General features: G+C 62.2%; 25 protein-coding genes and 1 pseudogene. 5 read left to right on the plus strand and 21 right to left on the minus strand.

Annotated elements, in window-relative coordinates; translation table 11 throughout:
• Window positions 1-2: 2 nt before the first annotated feature.
• The 19 genes and pseudogenes from AC1TQG_RS26240 to AC1TQG_RS26330 all read right to left on the minus strand — a co-directional run bounded on the left by AC1TQG_RS26240 (window position 3) and on the right by AC1TQG_RS26330 (window position 19,782).
• Complete coding sequence (locus AC1TQG_RS26240) at window positions 3-482, minus strand: hypothetical protein (protein WP_482141833.1); 480 nt, start codon at window positions 480-482, stop codon at window positions 3-5.
• Window positions 483-537: 55 nt separating this feature from the next.
• The gene (locus AC1TQG_RS26245; RefSeq protein ID WP_482141940.1) at window positions 538-1,668 is read right to left on the minus strand and encodes a GmrSD restriction endonuclease domain-containing protein; all 1,131 of its coding nucleotides are present in this window, start codon (window positions 1,666-1,668) and stop codon (window positions 538-540) included.
• Window positions 1,669-2,155: 487 nt separating this feature from the next.
• Window positions 2,156-2,923, minus strand: coding sequence for a hypothetical protein (locus tag AC1TQG_RS26250; protein ID WP_482141835.1), 768 nt, complete (start codon window positions 2,921-2,923; stop codon window positions 2,156-2,158).
• Between the two features lie 77 nt (window positions 2,924-3,000).
• The gene (locus AC1TQG_RS26255) at window positions 3,001-3,825 is read right to left on the minus strand and encodes a hypothetical protein (RefSeq protein ID WP_482141837.1); all 825 of its coding nucleotides are present in this window, start codon (window positions 3,823-3,825) and stop codon (window positions 3,001-3,003) included.
• Window positions 3,822-4,295, minus strand: a complete 474-nt coding sequence (locus tag AC1TQG_RS26260; protein WP_482141941.1) for a DUF2742 domain-containing protein — start codon at window positions 4,293-4,295, stop codon at window positions 3,822-3,824. The genes AC1TQG_RS26255 and AC1TQG_RS26260 overlap by 4 nt, the downstream gene beginning before the upstream one ends.
• A 105-nt stretch (window positions 4,296-4,400) precedes the next feature.
• Window positions 4,401-4,628: pseudogene (gene nrdH / locus AC1TQG_RS26265) on the minus strand (glutaredoxin-like protein NrdH); the annotation flags it as partial.
• A gap of 15 nt (window positions 4,629-4,643) precedes the next feature.
• The gene (locus tag AC1TQG_RS26270) at window positions 4,644-5,273 is read right to left on the minus strand and encodes a DUF4913 domain-containing protein (protein WP_482141839.1); all 630 of its coding nucleotides are present in this window, start codon (window positions 5,271-5,273) and stop codon (window positions 4,644-4,646) included.
• 34 nt (window positions 5,274-5,307) lie between these two features.
• Complete coding sequence (locus tag AC1TQG_RS26275) at window positions 5,308-7,065, minus strand: type IV secretory system conjugative DNA transfer family protein (RefSeq protein ID WP_482141841.1); 1,758 nt, start codon at window positions 7,063-7,065, stop codon at window positions 5,308-5,310.
• Window positions 7,066-7,145: 80 nt separating this feature from the next.
• A complete protein-coding gene (locus AC1TQG_RS26280) occupies window positions 7,146-7,658 on the minus strand; it encodes a hypothetical protein (RefSeq protein WP_482141843.1) in 513 nt (170 codons plus the stop codon).
• Window positions 7,655-9,619, minus strand: coding sequence for a transglycosylase family protein (locus AC1TQG_RS26285; RefSeq protein WP_482141845.1), 1,965 nt, complete (start codon window positions 9,617-9,619; stop codon window positions 7,655-7,657). Before AC1TQG_RS26285 ends, AC1TQG_RS26280 begins: the two co-directional genes overlap by 4 nt.
• 14 nt (window positions 9,620-9,633) lie before the next feature.
• Entirely contained in the window at window positions 9,634-11,277 is a 1,644-nt protein-coding gene (locus AC1TQG_RS26290) for a hypothetical protein (RefSeq protein ID WP_482141847.1), read from the minus strand.
• Window positions 11,277-12,782 carry an SCO6880 family protein gene (locus AC1TQG_RS26295; RefSeq protein WP_482141849.1) on the minus strand — a complete coding sequence of 502 codons (1,506 nt, stop codon included), beginning with the start codon at window positions 12,780-12,782 and terminating at the stop codon, window positions 11,277-11,279. The genes AC1TQG_RS26290 and AC1TQG_RS26295 overlap by 1 nt, the downstream gene beginning before the upstream one ends.
• Window positions 12,779-14,230 carry a TrbL/VirB6 family protein gene (locus AC1TQG_RS26300; protein ID WP_482141851.1) on the minus strand — a complete coding sequence of 484 codons (1,452 nt, stop codon included), beginning with the start codon at window positions 14,228-14,230 and terminating at the stop codon, window positions 12,779-12,781. Before AC1TQG_RS26300 ends, AC1TQG_RS26295 begins: the two co-directional genes overlap by 4 nt.
• Window positions 14,231-14,250: 20 nt before the next feature.
• Window positions 14,251-15,120 (minus strand): DUF8175 domain-containg protein, encoded by an 870-nt coding sequence (locus AC1TQG_RS26305; protein ID WP_482141853.1) that lies wholly within the window; start codon window positions 15,118-15,120, stop codon window positions 14,251-14,253.
• Window positions 15,117-15,788, minus strand: coding sequence for a DUF8175 domain-containg protein (locus AC1TQG_RS26310; protein ID WP_482141855.1), 672 nt, complete (start codon window positions 15,786-15,788; stop codon window positions 15,117-15,119). The genes AC1TQG_RS26305 and AC1TQG_RS26310 overlap by 4 nt, the downstream gene beginning before the upstream one ends.
• A gap of 247 nt (window positions 15,789-16,035) precedes the next feature.
• Complete coding sequence (locus tag AC1TQG_RS26315; RefSeq protein WP_482141857.1) at window positions 16,036-16,389, minus strand: hypothetical protein; 354 nt, start codon at window positions 16,387-16,389, stop codon at window positions 16,036-16,038.
• Entirely contained in the window at window positions 16,386-17,078 is a 693-nt protein-coding gene (locus AC1TQG_RS26320) for a DUF6668 family protein (protein WP_482141859.1), read from the minus strand. The genes AC1TQG_RS26315 and AC1TQG_RS26320 overlap by 4 nt, the downstream gene beginning before the upstream one ends.
• On the minus strand, window positions 17,075-18,289 hold the full coding sequence (locus AC1TQG_RS26325) for a MinD/ParA family ATP-binding protein (RefSeq protein ID WP_482141861.1): 1,215 nt from the start codon (window positions 18,287-18,289) through the stop codon (window positions 17,075-17,077). Before AC1TQG_RS26325 ends, AC1TQG_RS26320 begins: the two co-directional genes overlap by 4 nt.
• A complete protein-coding gene (locus AC1TQG_RS26330) occupies window positions 18,286-19,782 on the minus strand; it encodes a cutinase family protein (protein ID WP_482141862.1) in 1,497 nt (498 codons plus the stop codon). Before AC1TQG_RS26330 ends, AC1TQG_RS26325 begins: the two co-directional genes overlap by 4 nt.
• A 371-nt stretch (window positions 19,783-20,153) precedes the next feature.
• Between AC1TQG_RS26330 and AC1TQG_RS26335 the strand changes: the two genes are divergently transcribed.
• From AC1TQG_RS26335 to AC1TQG_RS26350, 4 genes are all read left to right on the plus strand, one after another.
• A complete protein-coding gene (locus tag AC1TQG_RS26335) occupies window positions 20,154-20,819 on the plus strand; it encodes a hypothetical protein (RefSeq protein ID WP_482141863.1) in 666 nt (221 codons plus the stop codon).
• Between the two features lie 11 nt (window positions 20,820-20,830).
• On the plus strand, window positions 20,831-21,244 hold the full coding sequence (locus tag AC1TQG_RS26340) for a hypothetical protein (RefSeq protein ID WP_482141864.1): 414 nt from the start codon (window positions 20,831-20,833) through the stop codon (window positions 21,242-21,244).
• Window positions 21,245-21,410: 166 nt separating this feature from the next.
• The gene (locus AC1TQG_RS26345) at window positions 21,411-21,770 is read left to right on the plus strand and encodes an ImmA/IrrE family metallo-endopeptidase (protein ID WP_482141865.1); all 360 of its coding nucleotides are present in this window, start codon (window positions 21,411-21,413) and stop codon (window positions 21,768-21,770) included.
• Window positions 21,767-22,729: a hypothetical protein gene (locus AC1TQG_RS26350; protein ID WP_482141866.1), complete on the plus strand. Its 963-nt coding sequence runs from the start codon at window positions 21,767-21,769 to the stop codon at window positions 22,727-22,729. The genes AC1TQG_RS26345 and AC1TQG_RS26350 overlap by 4 nt, the downstream gene beginning before the upstream one ends.
• On the opposite strand, the gene AC1TQG_RS26355 is transcribed toward AC1TQG_RS26350, so the two are convergent.
• The gene (locus AC1TQG_RS26355) at window positions 22,719-23,555 is read right to left on the minus strand and encodes a class I SAM-dependent methyltransferase (RefSeq protein ID WP_482141867.1); all 837 of its coding nucleotides are present in this window, start codon (window positions 23,553-23,555) and stop codon (window positions 22,719-22,721) included. The genes AC1TQG_RS26350 and AC1TQG_RS26355 overlap by 11 nt on opposite strands.
• Window positions 23,556-23,751: 196 nt before the next feature.
• Window positions 23,752-24,555, minus strand: coding sequence for a hypothetical protein (locus tag AC1TQG_RS26360; RefSeq protein ID WP_482141868.1), 804 nt, complete (start codon window positions 24,553-24,555; stop codon window positions 23,752-23,754).
• Window positions 24,556-25,303: 748 nt separating this feature from the next.
• Here AC1TQG_RS26360 and AC1TQG_RS26365 point away from each other — a divergent pair.
• Window positions 25,304-25,897 carry a hypothetical protein gene (locus tag AC1TQG_RS26365; protein WP_482141869.1) on the plus strand — a complete coding sequence of 198 codons (594 nt, stop codon included), beginning with the start codon at window positions 25,304-25,306 and terminating at the stop codon, window positions 25,895-25,897.
• Window positions 25,898-25,904 lie beyond the last annotated feature (7 nt).

The following is a 25,904-nucleotide window of genomic DNA, read 5'->3' on the forward strand; positions in this document are numbered from 1 at the left end:
TCTCAGGGCTGCGGCATTCCCTTCAGATCCTCGTGGAAGTTCCGCGTCAGTCCCATCCGACTCCACCAGTCGTCAACGAAGGCCACGGCCGAGTTGTGCGCCCATTCTGCGCATCCAGCTGACAGGCACATGCGCGGGTACCAAGGCGCAACTGGCTCCGAGTAAATCCGTGACTCCGTGAACTGTCCTTTTAAGCTCTTGCGCATCGCGTGTTCTTCGTCATCCATTTGCCATTCCGGCTTGAAGTGGACGAGCGCGTTGCGCAGGTCGATCAGCTTCTTGGCGGCTTGGAAAGGGTTGACGCCCTTGTCGAGAGGCGCTCGACGCGCAGCCGTCAACGCGACCTGGTACCCGTGTGCCCGGCCCAGGACGTGGCCGATCCTCGGCGTGAGCAGCCCGCGGCACTGATCGACCCCCCGCCCATAGGAAAAACTATGCCTCGCGTCACGTTCACCGCCATCCCCGAGCACCAAAGAACTCATTCCGTACGACAACACCCTCGCATCGAGATCCGAGGGTGTTGTCGTGGCCTGGTTCCTAGGATTCGCACCCAACCCCGTCGCCGTCGCGGTCGAGGTGACTGCCGTAACCCGGGTCGCCGCGATAGACGGGAGCCGCGCCGGCGGCTTTTGCAGCACTGCAGTTTGCGTATGCACCTCCGGAAGGCGCATCCACGACCGGCGGCGGCGTGTAGACCGGCTCGGGCGGCGGCGTGTAGGCCGGCGCTGGTGGCACGTACGGGGTTGTCGTCGTGGTTGGTGCGGGTACCGGTGTCTGGGTGCGGGTCTCAGCGGCGGCTGGAGTGGTCACCGGTGCGACCGTGGCGCCGCATTCGCCCAGGATGCGGGTGATGGCGTCCTTCTCCGGTTGCGTCACCCACAATCCGTAAAGCGACTTCACATCCACCTGGCGCGAGACGTAGGTGCAGCGGTAAGACTTGTTGGGCGGCAGCCAAGTTGCTGCATCACCGTCTCCTTTTTGTTGATTTGTCGGGCCGTCAGTCGCTTGCAGGTTGCGCGGATCGTTCGCAAAGTCCGTGCGCTTGTCCGGCGTCAATTGCTGGGCACCGGTCTGCCACGCGTTCGACAACGCGACGACATGGTCGATCTGGACCGCGGTCGAAGTGTCTTCCCCGCGGGCGAACGCAATGGTCTTGCCGGTGTACGGATCGTTCAACGTGCCCGATTCAACCCGACAACCGTTCGATCCCGGCTTCACGACGATGTTCACCAGGTCCCGCCGGAGGATGTCGTTGCGCGTGTCGCAGCCGTTGCGTCCATTCTCAACAGTGACAGCGTCCGTCCACGCTGTACCGAACATGGCCCGGTCGTAGCCGGTCTTTGGCGCCCGGCCCTTCACCGCGAGAGTGTTCAGCTTCGCAAGCGCAGCGTTCGCGGCCTCGGCCGTTGAGACCTGGACGACAGGCTTCGCCGCTGGCGCCGGAGCCTCTGACGTCGTCGACTGTGTCGTTGAAGTTGTCGGCGCGACAGACGACGTCGACGTCACCGCCGCAGTCTTTGAGTCGTCTTCCTCAGTCGCGCCAGCGACAGCGAAGATGCCGATCAGAGCCACTAGCGAGGCCGCGCTAACCGCGATCCACGGCCACCGCTTCGCTCGCGGCGGCTGCGGGTACGGAGACGATCCTGGCCGACTCCAGTCGGTGGGCATATTGGGTTGGTCAGACACGAGAAACCTTTCGGGTGCTAACGAGATTGGTTCGGTTCAAACGGATTCACCTGGACCGCCAGCAGCGTTACTCAGATATAGCGATCAAAGTTCTGCTCGTTACAGAAGCTGTGTATGGGTAAACGCCTATACCGCACAAACCCGATTTGGCCCGAGCGCCAGCTGGGTGTTTGCCAAACTCGTACGGACAGCATGGGTTGTCGCTCACGGCAGCAGCTGAGCGGCTTCTGCGCCGCCTATATTCCGGAGTATGCGCCGATCCATGGTTCTGTTCGGTCGCTCTGTCGCCCACCCGTGGTATTTCGGGCTTGCGGATGACGATGGCGAGCAAGCAAGGGGCGGCGTCATCACGCCGGGGTGGGCACTCCCTGGATCAAGAACAAACAGACTACTTACCAGCCGTCAGGGAGTTTGAGGAAATGGACGTCCACTTGGCCGCCAAATTTGAGTCATAAAAGTGATTGGCGAATCATTCACGCTCCACCGTCTGGCCAGTCTGGCTCCGACGACGACGCGTGGAACCGGCCGGAGGGAGATGATGGTCCACCAGCCCCGCGGCCGCGGGATCCGGAAAATCTGATGTGACCGCGTTGACGATGCGGTACTCCCGGCGCCGTTCACGGGCGCTCCAGAGCACCTCGTGACCCATTTCGTGGTCAGTGTCGAGAGTGTTGTCGTATCGGGGTTCGGGTGGCCCTCCGGTCGCCTCGACCGAAATGATCTGCCGTTGAATATTTCTGGCGGCGTTGGTAAATGCGTCGCCAAGCCCATGTAAGTATTCGGAACCCCTGATCGAGGTAGGTACGCCCACCTCCGCCTCTTCCTGGAGGTATTCCATTTCCGAGAGGGCTTGCTGACCTTGGCGCGCGAGATCCATTGCGAGCAGGTCGAGTGAAGCGACGGTGGGGTGCGATGCCCGAAGTGCTGACACCTCGGCACGCAGCTCCATGATCTCTTGACGGGCTTGACGTTCCTCAAGATTGGCGGCGTGACGGGCTTTTGTCGCTGACCGTGCAAGGAGCTGGTTCAACTCAGCGCGGGGGCCGCCTTCTAGCCGGGTCGGCCCATTCGCGATGGATTCTGGATCGACGGCCCAACCGTCTCTGGCTAGATCCTTCACCGGCGTGCTGGTGCGGACGCTCCAGGTGCGTTCGTCGGTACGCTCGGCAACGTCCAGACGGACGAAGGTCGCCGTGATCGCATAGCCGTCTTTGGTAATGCGGGCAGTAACGTCCACAACCGCGGATCGGTCGGGGAGTTCGTAGTAGTCACCGAGAGCGAACGGGGACTGTGACATTGAGTTCTACCTCTCTGTTACCGGCCGCGGCTGTGCTGGCGACTACGGATGCGGCCGAGTTTGTTCTTGCGTCCTGCGGGTGCACGTCTGGGACCACCACTCGATACGGCGGCCTCCGGTGCAGTCGCTTGGTCGAGGTCAGCGGAGAGTCGTGCAGCGGTGGCTTCGTCGTCGACGCCTTGACTCTCTAGATGGCCGCGGAGTTGATCGCGGCGTTCGGCTGAGTCGTAACCGCACTGAGTGACAGCAGGATCTGTGCGGCCCTCCTGCTCGGCGTAAGTCGTGGTTGCCTCGTGGTTGTCTGCGTCGAGGTCAGCTGCCTGTGTCGCTTTATCTTCGGCGCCTGACTGGCGCATGACCGCGACGGCTACCTCCTCGTCGGCGTTGGAACGGCCGGATTCTGTGCCAGCTTCGTTGTGTGTGGTTTCCGCTCCGCGGAGCAGGCCTTGGATGTCGGTGCGGGCGGCGTGTACTTCGGCGGGGGTTATCCCGTACCGGCGATGGATTTGCTCGTCCATGTGTTGCCGGGCCATGGCTGCGGCCGGCGACAGTTGCTGCCACTCGCTGACCGCTCGGTAGGCAGTGGCAATCTTCACGGGATCGGCGTCCTGCCACCATTCACGTCGGTAGATCCGCGTGAACGAGGCTTCCGCGCTCTTCTGTTGAGCCACGACGCGGGAGTTGAGTTCTCGGCGTGTTTGCTCGCTTTCGGCGGCGGCGTTTCGACTTCGTTGTTCGCGCGATCGTGCCTGGCGTTCGGCGATCTGACTGGCCGCGGCCAGCCCGATTCGTAATGAGGTTGTGAAGTGCTGCAGTGCTTCGTCTACTTCGGAGGATGTCATGCGGGTGACCTGCCTTCGATTGTTCTCGGCTGGGGGATGCGGGTGACGACCGAACTTTGTGGCGGGTCGTTCGGGACGCTGTCCTGTGGTTCAGGTGATGGGCTGGAGTGGAGCGGAAAGTCGCTGCGCTCGAGGTACTGTCGCGCTGCTACGGCGTCGGCGGAGGCTCCGTAGCGAATACGTTGCAGCTGTTCGTGGTTGGGGCGATTGCTCAGGGGGTGTTCCCGCATGTACTCGTGCGCGGACTCGTTCGCCTGGGCGACAGCACGCTGATATTCATCGCGTTCGATCTCGATCTCTCGCTGCATCTCGGCTGGGATCCGTGCTTCGGTCAGGGCTTCACTCAAACCGGCTTGGAGAGCAGCGGCGAGTTTTCTCGGGTCTGCGTCGTCGAGTTCGGTCCATTCAGTACTGCCGAATGGGGGAGTGTGGCCTCCGGTTTCGGCTGCCGCGGCGATGACCGGTCTCATCCACGTCCGCACTGCTTCGAGATCAGGCGGATGGTACTCGGGGATGGGAACGCCGGCGACTACTCGGTGCCCATCGTGAGCGGGATCCTGCGGCGCGACTGCGGACTCTGACGATGCGAGGTCCTTGATCCTCTCCGGCCGGAATCCGGACCAGTGCGCGGTACCGGTGACAACGACTGGGGCCTGCAGGTATCCCAGGCTCATGACGTAGTCGCGTGCTTCCGCATCGGTGGTGATATCGACAGCCTCGTAACCGATCTGGGACTTCTCGAGTGCCCGGAATGTGGCCTTGCACTGCACGCAGCCGGGTTTGGTGTAAACGGTGACCTTCATGACTCGACACCCCCGCTACCTGACGCCCACGGTTTGAGGCAGGGCCACAAACATCCCGTTAGGCTCAGCGGTCACCGGTAGCGGTTCGATGTGCCCGGGTTGACCGGGCGTCTTGTGGCCATCACGCACTGAGCAGGCTTTGAACGGGCCGTCTGGATCGAAGAGCTTTTCCATGTGGTGATCGGCGTGATCGCGCCACCACACGCTCATCCCCGTCGACGGGCTGAGACGCAGGTGCTCCCAGGAGCGCCACAACGATTCGAGCCTCGAGGTGGCTTCGGCATGCCGCCACCACTCCGGGCACCACCGCCTGCTCAGGCCTTCGGTGACCTCTCGCCGGTACGTCGGGGCGAGCTTGTCGGTAACGAACTCAGATAGCGAGTCGAAGACCAACTGCGGTGGTGCCGACTGCGAGGCGGCGGCAGGGGCGGTTTGCTCAGGTTCAGGCGGCGCGACCGTCAGGGCGAGTTGCTCGATCACCAGATCATCAGCCAGAGTGCTGATCTGGTCTTGGATGTTCTTGGTGATTTCCGATTGAAAGGCTCGTTCGACGGCTGCGTCGACGTGCGCGCGGATCCTTTTGCGGACTGCTTCTCGCACGAGTTCGCCGGCTTCGGCGCCGACGTCGATTTCGATTCCATCCATGGTGTTCTCCTTTGAGTGGTCAGATGGTTGGGGGCTATCGCGGACCGGGTAGGTAGCGTCGGTCCTTTTTCGGTTTGGACTTGGCCAGGTCGACAGAGCCGTACATGAGTGCCCGTGATGAGGCAGGCTGAGGCACAAGAATTTTCGACGGGACGGCAGCTGATGTGCTGATGTCGATCGATCCCTCGACGTCAGCCGCGTAGGGCTTGGACATCCAGGGTTCGGTGCGCACGATGGTGGCGCGGTTTCCAGAGGATGACACCAGGGCTCGGCCGCGCGGCCACTCGGTGAGGTTCGCGGTGGTGAGGATGCGTTTGGAACTGATCTGCCAACTCACCGAACCGCCTCCGCGGCCGGACGAGATCGATGACGTTGTGTACTCGTGATCGCCGACAAGCTCGGACAACTCCCGCAGGAACTCGGTCTCGGATACACCGCCGCCGTAGGTCTTGATGTTCGCCGCCGACCACAGCTTCTTCATCCCGCCGAGTCCCCAGCACTCCACGCCCTGAGACCAGGACTGCAGGATCGTCTCGAGGACGATCCCTCTCGATCCGTAGTGCGAGTACAGGTTTGGTAGCTGAGGCCAGCGGACGATATTGGCGGCTTCATCGAGGGCGGCAACCAGCGGTGTCGAGAGCCGTCCTCCGGGGGAACGTATGGCTTGGCGTTCGGCTTCTTCGATCACCGCGACGGTCAGAGCCGCCACCAGTGGGCCACCAGTGCCGGCGCCTTCCTTCGACAGCAGATGGAGGGTGTGGTGATCGCCGACGAGTTCAGCGACGTCGAGGTGGTGACGTCGGCGGCGTCCGTCGTCGGTGACCCACTCCTGAAAAGCTCGCAGACGTAGACAGCCAGCCATCTTCTTGGCCGTGCCGAAGACTCCGGCACGTTGACGGTCAGGGGCCGCGATCTGGGAGGCGAGGCCATCGGCCATCAACTCGTAGCCAGCTCGACGTAACGTGACCACGGCATCCTCGGAGGGACGCGTGATCCAGTCATACACAGCGGTGACCGGACGCTGTTCGAGTGCGGCCGCCAGAAGGAGCTGCGCCAGAACATCTTTGCCCTCTGGATCGAAGAACGCGTCCGTCTTGGCGTCCGGTGCAGCGGAGCCGGCCGCAAACAACTCCGCGAGGTTGATCGCGGTCACGTCGTCTGTGACATAGGACAGTGGGTTCCACCACCAGCTCGCAGGTTCGCCGACGAGCTCCTGGGGGTCAAAGACCCAGACCGGTGCGGTCCTGGCCTTGACGTGGCGGGTTGCATCGACAAGATCGCGTTTGTTGCTGGTCGCGATCACGGTCCCGGGGGCCTCGAGGATGGCCGGAATGACCAGGCACGTTGATTTGCCTGTCCGTGGACCCCAGATGTGGATCTGTGTGTCCTCCCAGGACGAGTACAAGCGTCGGTTGCTCTGCAGCGCGATACCGAGCGGGAGGCCAGGGCCGGCAGCGGCGTCGACGCCCATTCGTCGCGCAGCTCGGTTTGCTTCACGGGCGGTCAGGGACGCAATGTGTTTGCCGCGTCCCAGGAGTTGGGCAGCGCCGTCGATGCGCGTGCGTCTTGCTCTGTGTCGCAGCGCAAGTGCTACACAAACGGTGCCTGCAGCCACGGCCGACACCGACAAAAGGACCAGGACCAGGGTGGCCCCACCATTCCAGTAGAGCCGGTGCTGGGCCAACTCGAGGACGGTGGTCGGCGGGAACAGTGAGACTTCTTGGTCGGTCCCCAGCATCAGCGCCGCAGTCATCAAGCTCGCGATGACAAACCCGAGAACGAGAACACCCACGATCAGAGCGTGGCCAGCGGTCCTATTGGGTTGTCTGGACCGTCCCGGATGAGTCATGACTGTTCCCTTCGGATGGAGACCTAGAAGCGGATGGCCGTGACACGCCACTGGCCAGGCGCGTGGCTGGTCGCGGTGACCCACGCGGTCAATACTTTTGGTGGTTGGGAGTGTCCGTCGACCGTGGTCGGCCGCTGGGTGATCTTCACAACCCTGGACACCGAGGTGGGGGTGTCAGGCGGGTGCTCGTCGCTGACTATCTGAGCCGTCGCGACGATTGCTACACCCTCCGCGGCCCATTGACCCCATTCGACGGTCCGCGTGAACGGTGCCCCGGAACCGCTCGCGTCGGTCAGCGGTGGTCCGAGTAGCGGCCGGGCTCGGTCGAAAGCCGGTGCGGTGTCAGCCTCTCGCGCTGGGAACCACGTGAACAGCCGGGTGAGTGCGGTGGTGATGACGAGTTCGGCGTTGCTCGTCGGGTGCGGCGCGGGTGACATCGACGTGGATGGTTGATCGGCGGTGTCGGAGCCGCAGCTCGCCAGCAGCAGCGCCAGCGCTAAAGCTGCAAGGAGTTGTACGGATCGGGGTGTGTTCATGCGACCCGCTTCACTCGTGAGCCGCTCTGGAAGCTGCTGTATTTGACGTTCTCGCCGGCCTGCGGCGCGTGAATCATCTGGCCGGGTGCGACAACGACGCCCACGTGTTCGGGACCGGTGCTCCCGAACTCGGAGAAGACGAGGTCGCCGGCTTGTGCTTTGTCGAGCGGGATCTCGGTGCCGAGACTCCATTGGTCATAGGTGGTGCGTGGCAGTGTCGTCTTGTTGCCCGTCCCTTGGAATACCGCGGCACTGGTCAGGCCGCTGCAGTCCAGACCGCCATTGGTGGGTCCGTGGATGCCGCCGCCGCCCCACACGTACGGCGTGCCGAGGTATTGCTTGGCAGCGTCGGCGATCTGTTTGCCGTGTGGCGAGGTGGCGCTATAGGTGAACCGGCCAGAGGCGTTGCGGTCGGTGTATTTCGGCATGTCGTTGATAATCGAGCGCACGTACGGGATGGTTTCGGTGATTGCGCGTGGGTAACTTGGCAGCGAGTCGCGACCCAAGGGCGGATTGCGGACGAGTGAGCCTTCGCCTGCGTTGTAACCGGCGAGGGTCAGTTCGTTCGGATCGCCGCGATAGCTGCCATCTTGCAGTCCGTTGTCGACCTGTTCTCGGATGTAGCAGAGGTAGTGGCCTTCGGCCATGACAGCGTCACCGATCGAGTTGACGTCGACGACGCCGTTGCTGTCGTAGTCTTTGCCCCATCGAGCCCAGGTGCCGGGGACGAACTGTGCGGGGCCGGCGGCCGCGTCCGGTGAGACCGGTGCGTTGGGGCCGTAGCGGAACTTGTTCTCGTGGTAGAGCTGGCTGGCGATCATCGGCGCGCTGACGCCGGGGCACAGAGAACCGGCTTTGCGGATCCACGGTTCGAACTCAGGTGGCACGGAGCCGGCTTTGAGGGATCCGCCGGCGGTGCCGAAGGTGTCGGTCGGGCACGGGGCCGGCGGGTCGCCACCTTGGGTTGCCGTTCCGTCGGCGGTGGCGGCACCCTGCAACCAGGTCATTGGATCGATCGGATGGCCGTTGCCTTCAGGCAGGCGTCCGCCAGGCCAGACTTCGAAATGTAGGTGAGCGCCGCTGGATTGGCCGTTGCTTCCCACGTCACCGATACGTTGTCCTGCTGTGACCTTGTCACCGGTCCGCACTCGAACGCCGTCGTCGTACATATGGCCATAGACAGTCGAGACCTTCTGCCCGTTGTCGAGTGAATCGATGACGATCCAGTTGCCGAACCCTTGGGCGGGCCCGGCGTCGGCGACCTGTCCATCGACGGCAGCGACGATCGGATGGCCCAAAGGTGCAGCGAAGTCGGTACCGCGATGAGCCTCGCCATCGCGGTCGCCGAAGGGGCTGGACACCGTGTAGCCCGGTGCCAGAGGGACTGTGCGCTTGCTGGGCGTGACTGCCGCGACGGGTGCGGGAGAGCCTGCGGTCTGAGGTTGGGCGAGGGGTGCTGCGGGCGCACTCGCCGGTCCAGTACCGGCGCGATCGAAGCTACCCGCGGGTGCGGGCTTCTTGCCCATCAAGTCCTTGGCTTCTGAGCACGACGGCCACGCGCCCCATCCCTGGCTCGCGAGGACGGCATTTGCAACTTCCATCTGTTGCGCAGGGCTCGCAAGGTCGGCGCGCGCCGCGTAACGCGAACCTCCATGACCTTCCCAGGTCTGTTGGGTGAACTGCAGACCACCGAAGAACCCGTTCCCCGTGTTCGTGCTCCAGTTCCCACCAGCCTCGCACTGGGACAGCGCATTCCAGTCGTCCGCGGAGACCACGGTGGGGTCAGCCGATCGCCCCGACGGTGCCGGTGCGACCCCTGCGGCATTGACAACGGTCTGATCGGAGACCGAGGTGTCACAGTTCGCTCCGGGATCCGAGGCTGTGATGACGGCGAGCATGAGGGTCACACCTGTGACCAGCGCCAGGAGCGCGATAGCGAGTTTGCTGGTGGTACTGCCCATCTCATGTGCCGCCCCTACCTGGTTACGCGATCGAGTCCGTCGAAGCGTTTGTTCGTGTTGTGAATCCCCGAAGCGATTTCGGTGGAGGTGAGTTTGGTGATGAAGGCGGCGCCGGGGCGGCGCCCGATCTTGAGCAGAAACATTCCGCGGCCGGGCGGTGGCTTCTCGAGGTTGCGTTGCACGTCCATGGTGGGAGGCGAACTCCAACCCGAGACTCGAGCCCGTTCCTTCGCGGTGAATGCGATCACCGTTTCCAACGCGTCGATGTCGGCCGGCGTCAGGCCGCCGCAGATGACAGCGCCGGCGCGTTCGATGAAGCCCATCGCACGTTGGCGTTCTTGTTCACTCTTCAACGTGCGCAGGTCTTTCGGCGTGTGTGTGATCATCATCAGTGACAGGCCAAGCGTGCGGTTGATGCGGGTGAGCGCGTCGACACGCTCGACCATGCCCGGGCCGGCACCGAGGACCTGCCACAGTTCGTCGAGGACTGCTTGGAACTGGCGTTGCGGTCGCAGTCCGAGGTCGGAGAGTGTGTGGGCGGCTTCGATGGCGCCGAAGCCGTCGTTCCAGCACGCGAGGAGCACCGCCGCACGCAGGCGGGAGTCTCCTCGGGCCAGTGCGGAGACGTCAACGCAGACCGCGGGAGCGTCGAGGTCCAGGGGTGTGGAGGTCTGTGCCGAGAAGACTCGCCCAACTGGTGTGTCGATCAAGGCGCGCAGTGACATTCGCAGTGGGCGAGTGACTTCGAGGTATTGCTCGTGGGTTTCGGCTTCGCAGGTGGCGAACAGATCGGGATGCCCATCAGCCAGAAACCCTCGCAGATCCGTCAACAGCGGCGGGCTGTCTGGCCCGAAGCGAACGTCACTGGTGATCAGCTCGAGCGCGCGGCTCAGGACAGCTTCCTCGGTGTCGGACACTGGCCTGTCTTTGCGCACCATGGCAATCAGCGCGCCGGTCATTTCGACCTGGCGGGAGTGCACCTCGGCCTGCACGCGCTTGTAGTCGTCGTCGAATCCGTACTCTTTGAGAACTGGGAGGATTGATCCCAGGGCTCCGACAGCGAGCGGGTTGATCGTTCCTTCACCAGGGCCGACCTTGACGACTTGCCCGTCCATTTTGTGGATTTGGTCGACGTACTCGCCTTTGAGGTCGCCCAGGATCATCGGTGTCACGCCGCTGGCGATGGCCCCGGTGACCATCTTTCGGCATAGCGTGGACTTTCCGAGTCCTGGTAGTCCCAGGATGAAGACGCTTGGATTCGAGATCAGGTTCGCGCGGTGGAACCAGTTGAGCGGGTCGAAGCACAGGGCTTGGCCGGTGTCGAGGTTCTCACCGAGGTAGGTGCCGATAGTTGGTGTGCCGGCACTGACCAGCCATGGCCAGATGCCGCAGACCTGATTGCTCGTCCCTCGGTACTCGGCGGGCTTGTCCACCAGTGTCCAGCGCCCACCTCCGCGGCCTGGAAGTCCACGAAAGCCGAAGGTGCGAATGGCTTTCCGTGCAGAGCTGGGATCGCGCTTTGGTCGACTTTCGCCAGTGTGCACTCTGGTCCCGCCGATCCGGGCAAACCGACGTCGACCTGCGACGACCGTCCCATCGACGACCGCTGCGAGGTCGGTGTCGTCTGGAGTGTTCGGCGGCACTGGATGCAACTTCATCACTTGTCCCCGCTCATCGTGAAGGACTGAGGGATGGAGTAGTGATCGGGCAGCACCACACCGATGCCGAGGCCCGCCGCAAACGCCGGCGCTTGATAACCGTAGGCAGGTCGGGTCTTGATGCGCGCGTTGGCGGTGAGCGACTTCAGGACTGACCGCTGGCGCGGGAGTTCGTCGCCCGACTGGGCGGTGATGGTGATGATGCTGCCGAAACGCACCAGCCCGTGGCCCTCTGCCTCGTCGTCACGGGCTTTGGCGGCGGCACGAGACCGCAGGACGGTGGCGGCCGAGGGAACGGCCTTGGTGCCGTTGTTGACCGCAGTGACGGCGTTGTTGTAGTCGCGCTCGGTGATGGTTGCCGCATCGCCGGGGGAGTGCGGCCGGTAGAGCATCGCCAGTCGCTTGCGCGGGAGTTCGTGATGCCCGGAGAGCAACCGCCGAAGAATCGTCTCGGTTGTGGCGTTGCCACGTGGTGGTTCTTCCATCGCGAGGACAGCAGAGATGCCGCTGTCGTGGGCGTAGCTATCCCAGGACTCCTGCGCTGTGCTCGGTCCGCAGTCATCCCAGGTGAGTGCTTCTACTGAGTCGTCCGTAGACAGAATCTCTTCTACGGTGTCCGCGCAATCCGGATCGTAGGACCGGCGCACAAATCCGGCGATCTCGACCGGTGACATCGGTGATGCGCCGACCCCGCACATGGACAGACCTCCGTACATCTCAGGCAGTCGCCCGCCGAGTTCGACCGCCATCTCCGATGGATCGCGCTTGCGTTCAGGTGTTGTGGCCCGAAGTGTCACTGCCAGCCGCGCATGCAGTTGCCATAGGCCAGTGGACTGTTCAGCTCCTTCTCGCATGATCTGTTTGGCCAGCGTCGGAGCACCGCTGTTCGTCAGTCGGGCTTGCTCGCTGCGCAATCGCTGACCCGTTTCCGGGATGGTCTCGACCACTGCTGCAACCAGATCAACGTCAGCGTCTTCGCCGAGTATCGAGATGTATTGCCCCCAGTTGGCGACGAAGGTGTCGATGTCGTTGGGATCTATGGCGTCGTCGCCTTGTGGTGAACACGCGAAGACGACGGTGTACTGCGCAGTCCGAGGCATGTGAATGATGCCGTAGCGGTTGCCCAGAGCATCGAGCGCCTCGTACATGTCGGTGTGGGCAAGAATTCCTGGTAGGCGGTGTCGTCCACCCGGCACCTTGGAGAACGGTCCGGAGCGATACTGATGCGCACCAGTCACTTTGCGCTGAGTCCACTTCATGCGGATGTACACCCTTTCGTATCCGGTGCGACCGCCGAATGACGTCACCAGGGGCAGGAGCAGGATCGTTCCGATCACGGCACAGATCAGGCCGGCGAGGATGTTGATGAACAACAGGAACATCGATGCCATCAACACGCCGATCATGACCATGCTTGCGCCCCAGGTCATTCCGAAGAAACCGGCGGATCGTGGTCGGATCCAGTTCCCGTACCGGGGTCGGGCGGACGCTGTCACCGTCGTCATTTCCGCGAACCTCCCGCTGAGCCGGACGGACCGTCTCCGCCACCGGAGGGCGGATGCTCTGTGGAGGAACCCTGTTCGGCGGCGCGCTCGATAGCTTGAGCTCCCGCGGCAACTGCGCTCGCCGCGACGGTGGCAGCTGCTGCGGCGGGGTTGGCGCCTGATGCTCCTTTGCCGGCTGCTGCCGGAATTGAGCCTTTAGGTCCACCGTTGGTCGGTGTAGTCGAGGACTCTTTGTCGACCTTGGTTGTTTTGCTGCCAGTGGAGACGTCACTGCGTGTGTTTGTTGCTCCCGACGGTGGACCGGACGTCACATTTGTGGCACCGGAAGATCCTCCGGCCCCGCCTTTTCCGCTACTGGTCATGGACCCTTTGAGCGACCCGATCGCCGCCCCGCCTGCGACGGCGCCTCCGATGGCTCCGACGGTCGATGGCCCGTTGCCCACTGATGACACCGCTGGTGCAATGAGGCGCATCAAGGCGGGCAAGGTCAGAAAGCTCATGATGAGCAGGAACATCCCGGCGAGTTGGCTCATGGGATCGGACTCATCAGCCCCTGCCCAGATCGCTATCGCCATGCACATGCCCGCTACTGGTTTGAACAGGAGGAATGCGATCGTCCAAGAGATGAGCCTGTCGTAGGTTTGTTTCCCGGTGCTGCTACCTGATGCTGAGGCCGCCACCGGAAGTGCAGCGCAGACGAGGATCAGGAATGCCGTTCGGACGACGAACATGGCTGCTTGCAGCAGCCCGGTCAGGCAGATCGCGGCTGCGATGAAGAACATGATCCCGGGCCCGAACGCTGCTGCCATGAGCAGTTTGGTGAGGGCCTTTTCAAGACCGCCGTCGCCGGCGGCTTTGTTGACTATCCAGAGTGCCCACGCATCACCACCTTTGGATGCCAGCACGATCACTGTCGGGAGTGTGGCGACGGTGAAGATGACCCGGATCAGTGACTTGTTTGCCTCCCGGACTTCCTCGCCGGCGGCGTGAGCGCGTGCCATCCCCACCTTGGCAATCACCACGAGGAAGGACAGTGCAGCCAGGAATACCTGAGTCTGCACGGTGTATTCGTTGATTTTCGTGATCAGTCCATCGCTGGGACCTCCACCCTCACCGTAGAGATCGGGGAGTGGGATCTTCATCCACCAGGTCAGGACAACTTTGACGATCTCAGCGGCTCCCGCGAGCATGTCCTCGACGACTTTTCCGAATGCGGAGTCGTAGAGCTTCTCCATGGCAGCGTCAGTACCTTCGGTGCCGGCGGTGCAGGCCAGATCTTTGATGCCGCCGGTGAGGTCTCCTACGCCCGGAATCATGTCGATCGGTGCGCTGGTGACGGCTTGGCAGGCCTTGTTGAGGTTGCTGTCATCATCGTCAGCATGGGCGGCGGTTGTTGGCAGGAGCAGCGCGATAACTGCCAACAGCAGGGAGATGCTTGCAGTTCGCATGCGAAGGGACGTGCTGGCAATCACCACGGGGTCCACCCTTCGATGGATGCGGTACGTTCGTCCAGCATCTGAGGGCTGTAACCCTTGAGCTTCCAGCTGTCAATTGCGTTGTCCCACACCAGTTCGGCTCTGGTGATGGCCCATTGAGTGTTGGGAACTACGCTGCGATCGCGGACGGCATACTCGACGACTGCGAACTCAGAGTCGTAGGTGGTCAAGCAGAAGGCGTCGGGTGCGCTCACCGTCGGACCGACTTCAGTCATCGGCCGATCTGGGCGGCGGGCAAGCTGTTGGTCGAACTGTGTTTGTTCCGCTTCGGTGAGGGACAGGAACTTGTGTGCGATTTGTTGTTGCACACTCTTCGGTCCTAGTTGCCGGAACATGAGCTGCCATCCAGCCAGTGCGGCTCCCTCGGGCCGACGACTGAATCCGGTCGCTACGTCGCCGTCCCACCTGGTCGGTCCATCACTGGTGGAGAAGGGTAGAGCGAAGCCGTAGACCGACTGCCACATCATGCCCTGCGGTGTTACCGGTGGCAGTATGTCTGTTCGGGGAGGTGCCGAGATCTGTTCTAGAAGTTGGCCGTTGGCGTCTTTCGGGACAAGCACCTTGCGTCCCCACATGTCGGCGAGAGGCGCATCGAACCCGTGATCTGTACCGGGCGGTGGCAGGGAGATTGGGGCGGAGTAGCTGGGACCCAGCGGGTTCAGCGTGTTGGTGGTGTCGTCGTCACTGGAGCTCAAGACGACCAGGATGGTCGCGCCGACCACCACGACCAGCAAGATCACTGACAATGCCAAGGTCATCGGGGAGGCGTAAAACCAGTGAACGATGCCGCGGTGTGCGGCGTCGTCGGAGCGGCCGCGGCCATTGTCCTGCCCAGCGCTCATGGCTGACTTCCAAACTTGATGAACCCGTCGAGGGACGGCATGGGGATGGGGGAGTCACCAACCCCGTCGACGGGGAGAAGCAACATCCAATCGTCGGGTTTGTCGTCGAAACCCTGAACCCACCGCAAGATCAACTGTTTGCTGGTGAGCTGTCCGTTCTGCTGGACTGCGACGTGGACCTTTGCTTCAGCGTCGGTGTAGCTGTCCCAACGATATCCGACGTAGGCCGGGACCTGCATTGGATCGGGAGCTGTGGTGATGCTGACAGCTGCTCGGGCCGCGGCAAATCGATCTCGGCCGGCTCCCGGCGCGATGAGAGCGTTCACTACAGCTGGCCACGTTTGATCAGGTGCCAGGGACAGCCGAGCTTCGGCCTGCAGGCCGGCGATGAGTGCTCCCTGCGGGGAGTGGGCGTATCCGTGCGGTGCCGTGTCGTAGGCAATTGCGGGACCGTCGTCCTGGGAGAACGGCAGCATCACCGATTGGTATGTCCGCCAGGAGACGGTAGGCACTCGTTCAAGGTTTGGCGCAGCTGGTATGGACGATTCAGGTGCGGGACTATCGATGTTGCCGCACGCCACCAGAGTGGCGAGCAGCAGGACGAACGCCGCGAGGACGATGCCCGGCTGGCTTCGGAAGGAGGGGTTGATTCCGGTGCTATGAACCATCTTTCGATCACCTGTTGTAGAAGATCAGATAGAGAAAGGTCGGAAGACCTGACAGTAGGCAGCAACACAGGCAGATTCGAAACAGCCATCGCGTGTTGTCGCTGAGTGGTTCGCTGCGCCGATGCTCCCATGCCAAGAGTCCTACTGCGGCCATCGCGGAGGACGCGAAAACTGCGAGGACGCACCAGATTCCCCAGCGAAGGAACTTGGCGAACATCTCTATGGTCTCGGGAGGCATTGTGCCGGCCTAACTCAACGCCAAGGTATTGACGATCGTCACCACGACGCCGATCAGGACCGAGGACACCAACACCTTCACCAGGTGGGGTTGCGCGTCGCCCCCGCCGCCCTGACGCTTTTCCCATCCGAGGGTGACAGCGGCATACAGGCCGGCACATCCGGCCATGGCAACAACACCCCAGAAGAACCAGTTCATCAGGGTCTGGAACTTGCTTGACCCGGGCGGCGCTTCCGGGTTGGCCGGCCCGATGTTGCCGCCCCCTCCCGGATCAGCAGCAAGGACCGCGTCGCTAGCGTGATGAGCGATCTGCGAGTTCATCGACAGTAGGTCATGAGCGGTGAGAAAGTTTTGAACGATCATGATGAGCGTTCCCTTCGGGCTGATTCACGAGCAACTGCGGCGATGTCGTCACCACAGCGCATGTATTCACTCGGCGGTTGTGCCTGAACACCAACCGTTTTCCGCCGGGCTCGACCCACCCGTGCGACGTCGCCGGGTTGCCAGTTCGGCAGTTCGTTACGGGGTGTCTCGCGCCAGTCCGGTACCCAGGGCAACGCCCAGTGCTGATCCACTGCTCGCACCACCACATCTCGGTACTTACGAAGATCCGCAGGCAGCTTGCCGGGGGCATCCGGGATCGTGACCAGCCCGGCGATGACCAGCTTTGCTGGTATCCCGCCGGCAGCCGCCTGGACGACCGCGTTGTGCGCCGCACGCAGCCCCGACAAGTGCGTCCGCGCGACAAGCACAACGACTGGGCTCTGACCCGATATGCCGCTGGGCCACATTCTCCGAGCATCGCCCGAAGGGGTCAGAACCGTGGTCAACGTCGACACGCCCGCGCCGCCGTGGACACCGAGCCACCACCACAATGGCGACGCGGGTCCTGCTCGTGGGATGGAAGGGATCGGACTCTGCCACACTGCGATCCGATTCTCGGGCGAAGGTAGTTGCGCCCCAGCTCGTGGGATGGCCAGCCGTTCGTGGTCCTGGAAGTTTGAGGGCTCCGCTTGATGCAGATCGGCTGGTTCCTGGCGGGCGGCTGTCATCGTTCGGCCCTGCCGTACCGCCGCTGAGCGGCTGCCGGGAAATCGTCGGCGATGGTTGCGGCCAAAGACCGCAGGGCTTTGATGGTGGAGGGTGCCAGCCGGTCGAGGAGAACCTCTTGGCCCTCGGCCAAGTGCGGATCGAAGGGGACTGTCAGCACGGCACGGCACCGGCGGGAGAAGTGTTCCTCGAGTTCATGAACGTCCACACTCGACTTGCCTGGCCGGTTGATGCAGATCACGGTTACTGCCCGTGCGACCAGGTCTGCGTGCCCGTTCTGCTCGAGCCATTCGAGCGTGGCTTCTGCTGATTGGGCTCCATCGAGCGCGGGCGGCGTGACCAGAACCAGTGCATCGGCTTCGTCGAGCACTCCGGTCATCGAACTGTGCCGGATGCCCGTCCCACAATCGGTCAAAATGAGTTGGTAGTACTCCTCGAGGATGCGAACGGTGCGTCGATAGTGGTCTTCTGAAAATGCTTCGGAGATTCGCGGATCGCGCGGTGACGCCAAGATCTCGAACCGTGAGGGTGCCTGGTTGGTGTAGATGCGGACATCTGCTGCGCGGGTGATGTTCTCGTCCGCGAGCAAATCGCGGACGGTATACGAGTGCTCTGATCGGATCCGGCTACAGAGCGTGCCGAGGTCAGGGTTGGCATCAATCCCGATCACCCGGTCCGGGCGTACCGCAGAGAACACCGAGCCGAGTCCGGCCGTGGTGGTTGTCTTGCCCGACCCGCCCTTGAGGGACAGCACGGCCAGCTTGTAGTCGCCCCGGATGGTCTGGCGGATCCGGTCGTTCGTGATGCGCCACTCAATGTCGGCGGGCGATTCGCCGGGATTGATGGCTCCCAAAGTTGCGCGATGAACCGCTCGCCTCCAGCCCGACGCCGGGGTGGGTCGCACGCGCACTCTCAAGAGGTCGGTGCTCAACGTCCCGGTCAAAGGTTGCGACTGTGGTGACTGGAGTGGCTCATGCACGAACTGTTGTGTCTTAGCTGGCGGAGTGTCGGCATGTTTGCTCGGCTGCTGGTGCGGTTGCCCGGGGACGGTTACTAACGGACGCAACGGATTAGGCGCATCGGGTAGTTCCGGTTCCTTTGCTTGAGCGTGGTCGGCGACCGCTGGCGTCGAGATGGTTGCGTCGGACGCGTGGTCGGCGGGGCTGTTGGGAATGTGCGCGGAATCCCACCAGTCGTGCTGCTGCTGCGTCATCGCACCGTCTCCGTTTCTGTCGTTGTTCGGGTTGGGGCGGACGTCGAAGCCGAAGGAACCGAGGTTGAGGTCAGAGGTGTTGTAGAGGCCGTGGTCGATGGTGGCGCCGAAGAGGTAGGCATTTGGGACGATTCCGGGGTCGACGCGGTTGCTGGGGCATAGGTCGGTTCGAACAGTCCCGGTAACTCCGGCGTCGTTGACTCGGGGCTTGCGGCGCGGGTCGACGTCTCGTCAGCGCCGGCCCTTTTGTCGAGTAGATCCTGAAGGACGGCGTTGAACCACTGCGCTACGAATGCCGTTGATGGGGCCCCGGCCGGAGTAGCGATGTTCGAGGAGTAGATGCCGTGCAAACGCACGGTGTCCCAATAGCGGAGATCTGTGGCCATCTTGACCAGACCCGCGTTGTCGGTGACGCCAGCCTTGACTTCATTGAAAATCGATTGCTGCACGCCGTTCAGGATGCGATCCGGTGGGTACGTATCGGCGATCGCGCCAACGAGCTGACCACCGAAAAGTGCAAGTGCTGCGGCCGGGTTTGCCAAACCTACAGTCGCGAGGGAGACGACGTTCTGGGGTGTGATCACTTTTCTTGCCACGGTTACCGCGGCACCGAAGCCGATCGTCCCCAAGCGCACCAGTGCGGAGAAGGGATCGGCGGGCGCAGTGGGATCAGAACCCTGGGCGGCGTAACTCAGCAGAGACTTGTCGCTGTTGACCGGTTCGCCGGCCAAGAACTTCTCCACACCGCCGTCGTTGATGAAGTTCGACGAGGAGCGAATCACCGTCCCACCAAGCGCCACCGCGGCGTCTGCCAGGACCGTTTGCGGGTCCTCGGCGTCGAGATGCATCTGACCCGCAATGTTGGTCACCAGGCGCGCGATCGGCGCATCTGCTGGTGTGGAACACGCCATATCGCCTGTGGCGCAGGGGGAGTAGACCCGACCATCGAGTTCGCCGAATGTCTTGCCATCCGACGGCGCAATTCCTCCGCCCTCAGCAGGTGGGGTCGGATTGACCTGCATTTGAGCAACATTCGTACCGGTGGTGCCGGGAGCCGGATCTGGCGTCGCCTGATTCGGGGAGCGGCCCGGGAAATTCGGTGATCCGGACGCTCGGCCGGGATCAGAGAACAGTGCTACTCCGACCACTCGGTCGGCCGGAACGGGCCCGGATCCGGAACCGATCGCCTGGGCGACCAGCCGCGCAATCTGAGCGCCTTGGCTGTACCCGGTGAGCCCGAAATCGGTATCAGGGCATCGGTCCGCGAAGGACTTCAACATCTCGGTCGCGTTCGACTCGCCAGTCCGAACGGACTCTTCGTAGGTAGCGTCTTCTCCAGGTGTCGCGCCGCCGAAGGATGCCGGGTACGGCACGTACTGGCGGGAGTAGGTGCCCGGATCAGCGCCCGTGCCTGCGCCGATGGTCACGCGTGAGAGAAGTCCGGTGTCGAGGTTCGGATCGATGTCGGAGGTTGACTCACTTGTTCCGGACACCGCCAGGACATGGAGCACTGGACACACGGGGGACTGATTTGGCAGGGCGCTGACCGGAGTAACCGCGATAGGTGCAATTGCCACCACCGCTGTTGCCGCGATCGCGGGGCTAGCCCATCGCGGCCAATGTCTCTGACTTGAGAACATCTCGGACCCCCGAGGTTCGGATGGCAAGCCCCTGTTGCTGTGAGTCCGACCATCAAATAAACGACGTAGAGCCAACATAAGACAGTCATAAGGCATTTACAAGCATCAAAACCATTCGGAGTTTTGGTTGTTTTGAGTCTTGTGGTGTTCTTGTGAGGTCTCGATCCGGCAAAACATCAACTACGGTGCAGCATTGACTACGGAGTTTGGGATACGGTTTTGCTATGTCCGCTGTGCCCGGCAACCTTCGAAGACTCGCGAACGCAGTCCATGAGCGGCGACGCGAACTCGCGTTGACGAGGACCGAGGTGCACGAAAAGGGTGGTCCCGCCGATACGACGATGGCGCGCATTGAGAACCCCAGCCCGGAGACATCCCCTCCGCGCCCAACGACATTGAGACGGTTAGACCTGGGTTTATCGTGGCCCGAGGGCCATGCCGCGAAGATTTTGCACGGTTCGGCGCAAGCGGTTGAGGCCCCCGAGGCCCAGGACCTCACCGATGCACTTTCGTTCACAACGATGGAAATACCCGTATCGATCATCCAAGACATCGTTCAGGCCGCGTCCAAGGTGGTCAGTGCGCTCCCAGATGGTGGCGCCGAGGACCTGAAAGCCTGTGTTCAGCGTCTGACCGCCATCTATGCCACCGAGGTGCTCGAACGCGTCGGAGGCCCTGGTACAGCGCGAATTCCTCTCATCGACCTCACGTTCCGCGAGCTGCTGGACACGCCATTGGCTCCACCGGGAGACCCCGTGCGCACCGAGCAGCTCTACCGGCGCTGGCTCGCCGGCATGCTCCCCGAGGATGAAAAAGATCTTTCTGATGCTTTTATGACTCGCTGGAAGGCTCGGCGGAGATCCATTATCCTTCGAGAGGAGACCAACTGAGGGGGGTTCAGTTGACCGATTCGTTGCCTTTGGAAGTACGTATCGAAAGACTGCTGCAACTCGCGAAGTGTGTGAAGCAACCAGCCACTTCTCACGACGTATCCGAACACGTCACGAAGACACTTGGCCGACCCGTATCGCCAGAGACCGTCGACCAATGGTTCGCAGGTGAGCAGGTCCCGACCGAAGCAGAGCGCAAAGCGATCGCCGAGGTCTGCGGGTTCGCCGGCGACTCGACGGCCTACATCGCAAGCGACGACCCGAACAAGTACGTGCCGATACACCAGCAGATCGGCAATCTGTTGGAACTCGCGCACAACACGACCGGATTGATCGCCCTGCGTGCCTCTGAGAAGCCGTTGTCCGACCGCGCGCGGCAAGACCTCGCTGACCTCGCGAACCACGCACATGACGAGCAACAGTGATCCGCAAAAAATAGCGTCCGCGGCGCTGGCCGAAGTCTCCTTCCGTCGCCCGTGGACAATCGAGGCTGCAATCGCCGCCCTATCGCTCGATCGCCAACGTCCGATCACAGTGCACGAGCTCCCTGTCAGTCTCGCTGAAGCCTGCTCGGGTCTATGGATTCCACGATTGAACACCGACCAGATCTATATCAGGCAAGATCTGACTGACGTGCAACGCGAAGTAGCCATCGCTCACGAACTCGGGCACATACTCTTGCAGCACACACTGTCTGACGGTGAGCGCGTCGACTACCTGGCTTCGCTGTTTCCCTCGGTGCCCCAAGTGGTAGTCGGCCATGTTTTCGCCCTGCCCTGCACGATGGCCAGGTCGAACTACGAGCATCCATTCGAGATGCAGGCTGAGTGGTTCGCCCGACTGATGGTGGCCAAGGCAGACCAGTATCGGGACGTGATCATTCCGGACCGAGCAACCGAGTCGGAACGTCGGTTGCTCCAAAAGGCCGCCTCAACGTTTGGTTGGCCATGACGTCCGCGCTGACCGCGGGCGTGTGCGTCCTCCTGATAGTTGTTGCTGTACTGCGCCTCTCGCGTCCGCCCAGCGATCCAACACCGACGTTCTGGGCCTACACGCAGGTCTGTCTGCTGTTGGGTGCCGGAAAACTGGCCCGTACGCCACATTTCACCGACGGCGTCATCAACCCGTCTATCCAGCGAGTGACAGGTCTGGCGAACGTGATGACCCTGGTGGGCATGACGCTCGCAGCTTGTGCCGCGGTGCCGGCCGTCGCGCTGATGTGGGCCTTCACCGGGCATGAGGTTCGGTTCCGTCCGTGGATTCTTGCGCAGGTCGCGATTGTGTCAGCGATGTCCCTGACCTATATCAGTTCGCCCATCGCCGACATCCCAAGTTCCTACATCACTGCCGATATTCCCTTTACGCCAATGGTTTACGCGTACTGGGCAGTGTTCTTGGGTTCCATCGGCATTGCGGGTGCCGTGAACGCGGTGATCGCTGTTCGCGCGTATCGAGTCGTGCGGCGTGGACCCTTTGCGCTGACGTTGCTCGGCTGGGCCTGCACCGCGGCACTGGCCTGCATGTACACGGTGAACAAGATCGTCGATCTTGCGCTCACCGACGTGAACGTCGATGGTGGTTGGTACTCGGCACACGTCAGATCCGTGTCGCTTGTGCTCACGCTGCTGATCGTGCTCGCTGCCACGGCGACCGTGCTGATCTATCCAGTTGTTCGGCTGCCTCATCGATGGCGTCGCTTCCAGGTCCTTCAGCGGTCTGCCGACGCGTGGGGTGAGGCGCGGACGCAGTTCCCGGCGTTCGTCTTACCTGGCTCAGGTGCTGTGCCTACGAACCAGTGGCAGTGTTGGAAGGCGGCGAAAGATCCGGTTTCCGCGTACAACTTGCAGGTCGAGATCGCGGACGCCGCAAATGCTGCGTCGAGTCAGCCGCCCGACCGAATCATCTCTTGACGGCCCTGATCAACCACGCGATCTCGCGGCCAGGACCTTCCTCGATGTCGTAGGGGATCGTGCGTCCCAAACGTTGCGCGGCGGCAGTGAAGGTTTCCGCTTCGGTGTCCCACCCATACCCATCGAGCCACTCAACGGGGTTAGCGACCGTCGACTTGAATCCGTACCCCGCATTCTCGGCGGCAGCTGCCATCTCGCGACTCTGCGCTTCGATGAGCGCACCGGCACCGAAGTGCACCGCGAGCAACTCGCTGCCTGGCGCGCTCTGGTCGGTCACGATCTGAATCAGCTGGGCCACAGTCTCGTCCGAGAAGTAGAACAGGACGCCTTCGATAATCCAGGCCGTCGGAGTGCCAGGGTCGAAGCCGGCGGTGGTCAGCTCACTGAGCCAGTCGCCTTCGAGGTCGCCACCTCGTGGGCGCCACTCGAGGTCGATCGAGACTCCATGCTCGGCGAGTACCTGCTTCTTGTAGTTGATCACCGGGAGCTGGTCGATCTCAAATACGATGCAGTCTGCCGGCAGGTCGAGTCGTGCGGCGCGCGTGTCCAGGCCGGATCCGAGGATGACAACCTGTCGGACACCGTTGGTGGTCGCCTGGAGAAGCGCTTGGTCGAGGAACTGCGTTCGAACGACGTTGGACTCGAATAGTCTTTGCCCAGTGACTTGTTCGAGCTCGAGCGATCGAAAGTCTAACCCGGAACTGTCGACCAGCAATGCTGCGAACGGATCGTTGATCAGGGGCCTGGCGCGTTCGGACTCGAGCGCCCGCATCTTCGCAGTCAAGACTGCGGTAGCAGCGATGTTGCCTACTTCGAACTGACTCATGTTCGCGCCCCCCAACGCTAGTCATGTGCCCGGCACTATACCGGCCGCACGGTAGAAGGGCCTCCCCGCATGCGGCGTGACACCGGGCGCGGACCGATCGTCGGTACCGGCGGTCAATCTGCGCCCTGGATGGCGCGCTCCACCGCGGCCCTGCCAAGCCTGGTTAGGCCGTCCGGCGCCGGCCGCTCAACCCCGGCTAAGGTTCAAGTGCGCCCGTCCGGTGCTTCGCAAACTCGTCGTCGGTGAGCGCGGGGTATCGGTCCTGGTAAGTTTCGTCGTCGAAGATCTCAAATTCGGTTCGCGTGCCGTGCGAACGCGCCAAAGACATTTCAAAATGAGGGCTGACTAGGGCGCATACTGGAACATAAAAGCGTCGAATTAGCGGGTTGTTCTCGCTTTCAAGTGCGATGAATGTATTTCCGGGAGTTCCGTCGATGAAATTGGGAGGACCTCCGATAGGCGCAAATAGGCTCTGAATAATCTCCTGAAGTAGCTGAATCGCCTCGAGCGCGTCCTGGCGAGCGTCCGAGTCGTTCAGCTGCTCGTTGTAGTGGACGGCCCGGTGTCGTAACCTGCTGAGCCGCCGGTACTGATCTCTTAGCGTGTCGTCAAAGACGCCCCAAGCGTGAAGGACGCGAATACACAGCTTCCAGTTATCGAACGACTTGTGGAGGGCTATCTCCTCGGTAGTTGCGGGGTCACTGCCGAAATCATCACGGAGCCTGAGGACGAGAAGGTTCAGAATTCGCTCGCCGAGAGCCCCGCTTCCAACCAAAGCTGGATAGTACGCGCCTGAGGCGAAGGAAAATCGAATCTGCTGCAGAAAATCATTATGCTGGCCGATAACACTCCAAGGGGCCGAACCGATCTCGGCGAAATCGAAAATCTTGCGTTCGTAATCGGTGACGCCGAATTGAGTAACGAGACCCTCGCGAACGGCTCGCTTGTTCCCGCGGTGTTGCTCTTGGATCGCGGCCTCCCAAGCGGGGTCGATTTCCATGCTTAGGATCATCGCTCGCGTGTCGAACGTATACCCGACAGGCATATACCGGCGGCACCCGTCTGCCGCACCGCGGGGAGTGCCCGCTCGGATCTTCTTCATGCGTGTAGTCGATCACAGTAGAGATCGACGCGCTATCAATCCCGACCCGTCCCCGACTGGTCGACCGTCTCGTTCGTGACGAGCTGAGCGGAGACGAAGTCGTCTCGGAAGTGGCGAAGGTGCTCTCCAAGAGCGATAAGGAAGCGTCAATCGTCGGCACGCATGATCCGCAAGACAATTCTGCCAGCTAATCACTGTAGCCGCCCAGCGCGCGGATCTAACGGACAGGTTTTCCTGCCGCTTCAACGCCGACTTAGCTCCGGCTGAGGATGCGTTTCGAACGTAACCCCTTCGGTTTCACACATCTTCGATGCGCGAGCAGACGGCTCGATCTTCTAGGTGCTCCGGTATTGGGTCGTCCGAATGTGCGAATGGTGGAGCCGTCACGTCGCGGCGGCGCATCTTGTTGGATCGATTTGGTGGTCGCCTCGGCAACTAGCGGCGCACGGGGGTCTACGCGTGTGGCCGTTTTGGTGCGATCCCAACCCGCCTGGGCTAGCTTTCACTAGTTCGCCGGTCATCGCCTACCGCTCATCGTAGCTTGCACAGTCGTCCATGAGGCGTCGCTGTGAACTGGAGATGAAGTATCCGGCTTTGAAAATTGGTTAGCCCGTAACGATATTGGCGGCACGGTCGATTCTCGAATATGGAACTCGACGATGAAGCGCTCAACCGCCTTCGAACGGCGCACATTGGGTATCCGAATGTGGAAGCCGGCAGTTTCTACGATGAAGTGCTCGACGAGGTGGTCGAGCGAGTGCGGCAAACCAACTCGGTCGGCAAGCTGGAGATCGGGGCTCTGATGTTCTGGAAGCGCCTGAACCTGAGCACACCGTGGGTCGGGTTACTCAACGACCTCGCTGATACCGAGGTCCGTGCAGTGACCCGGGATGCTATCGCAGTCGCCCGCGACGAGAGCCTGTCGATTCCCGACGCAGCAAGACAGGCCCGGACGATTTTGCTCGCTCTTCCGGGTTGTCAGACGGGGGCAGCAGTGGCATCTACCATCCTGACAGCAGGCGCGCCTAATCGAATGGCCGTTTACGACAGGCGTGCCGTCAGTTCCGTTGTAGGCCTCGGTTTCAAGAGTCCCGGTTCGTCCTATTCGCGGTACATGGCGATCGTTGAGGACTTGCAGTCGCAGCTCTCCGTCAGTACCTACTGCTCTTGGACGCCACGCGATGTCGACAAATCTCTTTTCATGCTCCGGTCGTCCTCCAACTCCTTGGGAGTCGTCTAGAGAACAT

This window comes from Williamsia sp. Y844 (assembly GCF_056786475.1).

Bases quoted from the DNA above. Each gene is read 5' to 3' on its own strand.
- AC1TQG_RS26300 (WP_482141851.1), bottom strand. From the start codon at position 14,230: ATGCGAACTGCAAGCATCTCCCTGCTGTTGGCAGTTATCGCGCTGCTC.
- AC1TQG_RS26360 (WP_482141868.1), bottom strand. From the start codon at position 24,555: ATGGAAATCGACCCCGCTTGGGAGGCCGCGATCCAAGAGCAACACCGC.
- AC1TQG_RS26280 (WP_482141843.1), bottom strand. From the start codon at position 7,658: ATGAACACACCCCGATCCGTACAACTCCTTGCAGCTTTAGCGCTGGCG.
- AC1TQG_RS26320 (WP_482141859.1), bottom strand. From the start codon at position 17,078: ATGACAGCCGCCCGCCAGGAACCAGCCGATCTGCATCAAGCGGAGCCC.
- AC1TQG_RS26355 (WP_482141867.1), bottom strand. From the start codon at position 23,555: ATGAGTCAGTTCGAAGTAGGCAACATCGCTGCTACCGCAGTCTTGACT.
- AC1TQG_RS26290 (WP_482141847.1), bottom strand. From the start codon at position 11,277: ATGAAGTTGCATCCAGTGCCGCCGAACACTCCAGACGACACCGACCTC.
- AC1TQG_RS26285 (WP_482141845.1), bottom strand. From the start codon at position 9,619: ATGGGCAGTACCACCAGCAAACTCGCTATCGCGCTCCTGGCGCTGGTC.
- AC1TQG_RS26245 (WP_482141940.1), bottom strand. From the start codon at position 1,668: ATGCCCACCGACTGGAGTCGGCCAGGATCGTCTCCGTACCCGCAGCCG.
- AC1TQG_RS26260 (WP_482141941.1), bottom strand. From the start codon at position 4,295: ATGAGACCGGTCATCGCCGCGGCAGCCGAAACCGGAGGCCACACTCCC.
- AC1TQG_RS26350 (WP_482141866.1), top strand. From the start codon at position 21,767: ATGACGTCCGCGCTGACCGCGGGCGTGTGCGTCCTCCTGATAGTTGTT.
- AC1TQG_RS26270 (WP_482141839.1), bottom strand. From the start codon at position 5,273: ATGGATGGAATCGAAATCGACGTCGGCGCCGAAGCCGGCGAACTCGTG.
- AC1TQG_RS26295 (WP_482141849.1), bottom strand. From the start codon at position 12,782: ATGACGACGGTGACAGCGTCCGCCCGACCCCGGTACGGGAACTGGATC.
- AC1TQG_RS26310 (WP_482141855.1), bottom strand. From the start codon at position 15,788: ATGGTTCATAGCACCGGAATCAACCCCTCCTTCCGAAGCCAGCCGGGC.
- AC1TQG_RS26335 (WP_482141863.1), top strand. From the start codon at position 20,154: ATGTCCGCTGTGCCCGGCAACCTTCGAAGACTCGCGAACGCAGTCCAT.
- AC1TQG_RS26240 (WP_482141833.1), bottom strand. From the start codon at position 482: ATGAGTTCTTTGGTGCTCGGGGATGGCGGTGAACGTGACGCGAGGCAT.
- AC1TQG_RS26365 (WP_482141869.1), top strand. From the start codon at position 25,304: ATGGAACTCGACGATGAAGCGCTCAACCGCCTTCGAACGGCGCACATT.
- AC1TQG_RS26255 (WP_482141837.1), bottom strand. From the start codon at position 3,825: ATGACATCCTCCGAAGTAGACGAAGCACTGCAGCACTTCACAACCTCA.
- AC1TQG_RS26315 (WP_482141857.1), bottom strand. From the start codon at position 16,389: ATGATCGTTCAAAACTTTCTCACCGCTCATGACCTACTGTCGATGAAC.
- AC1TQG_RS26325 (WP_482141861.1), bottom strand. From the start codon at position 18,289: ATGACGCAGCAGCAGCACGACTGGTGGGATTCCGCGCACATTCCCAAC.
- AC1TQG_RS26305 (WP_482141853.1), bottom strand. From the start codon at position 15,120: ATGAGCGCTGGGCAGGACAATGGCCGCGGCCGCTCCGACGACGCCGCA.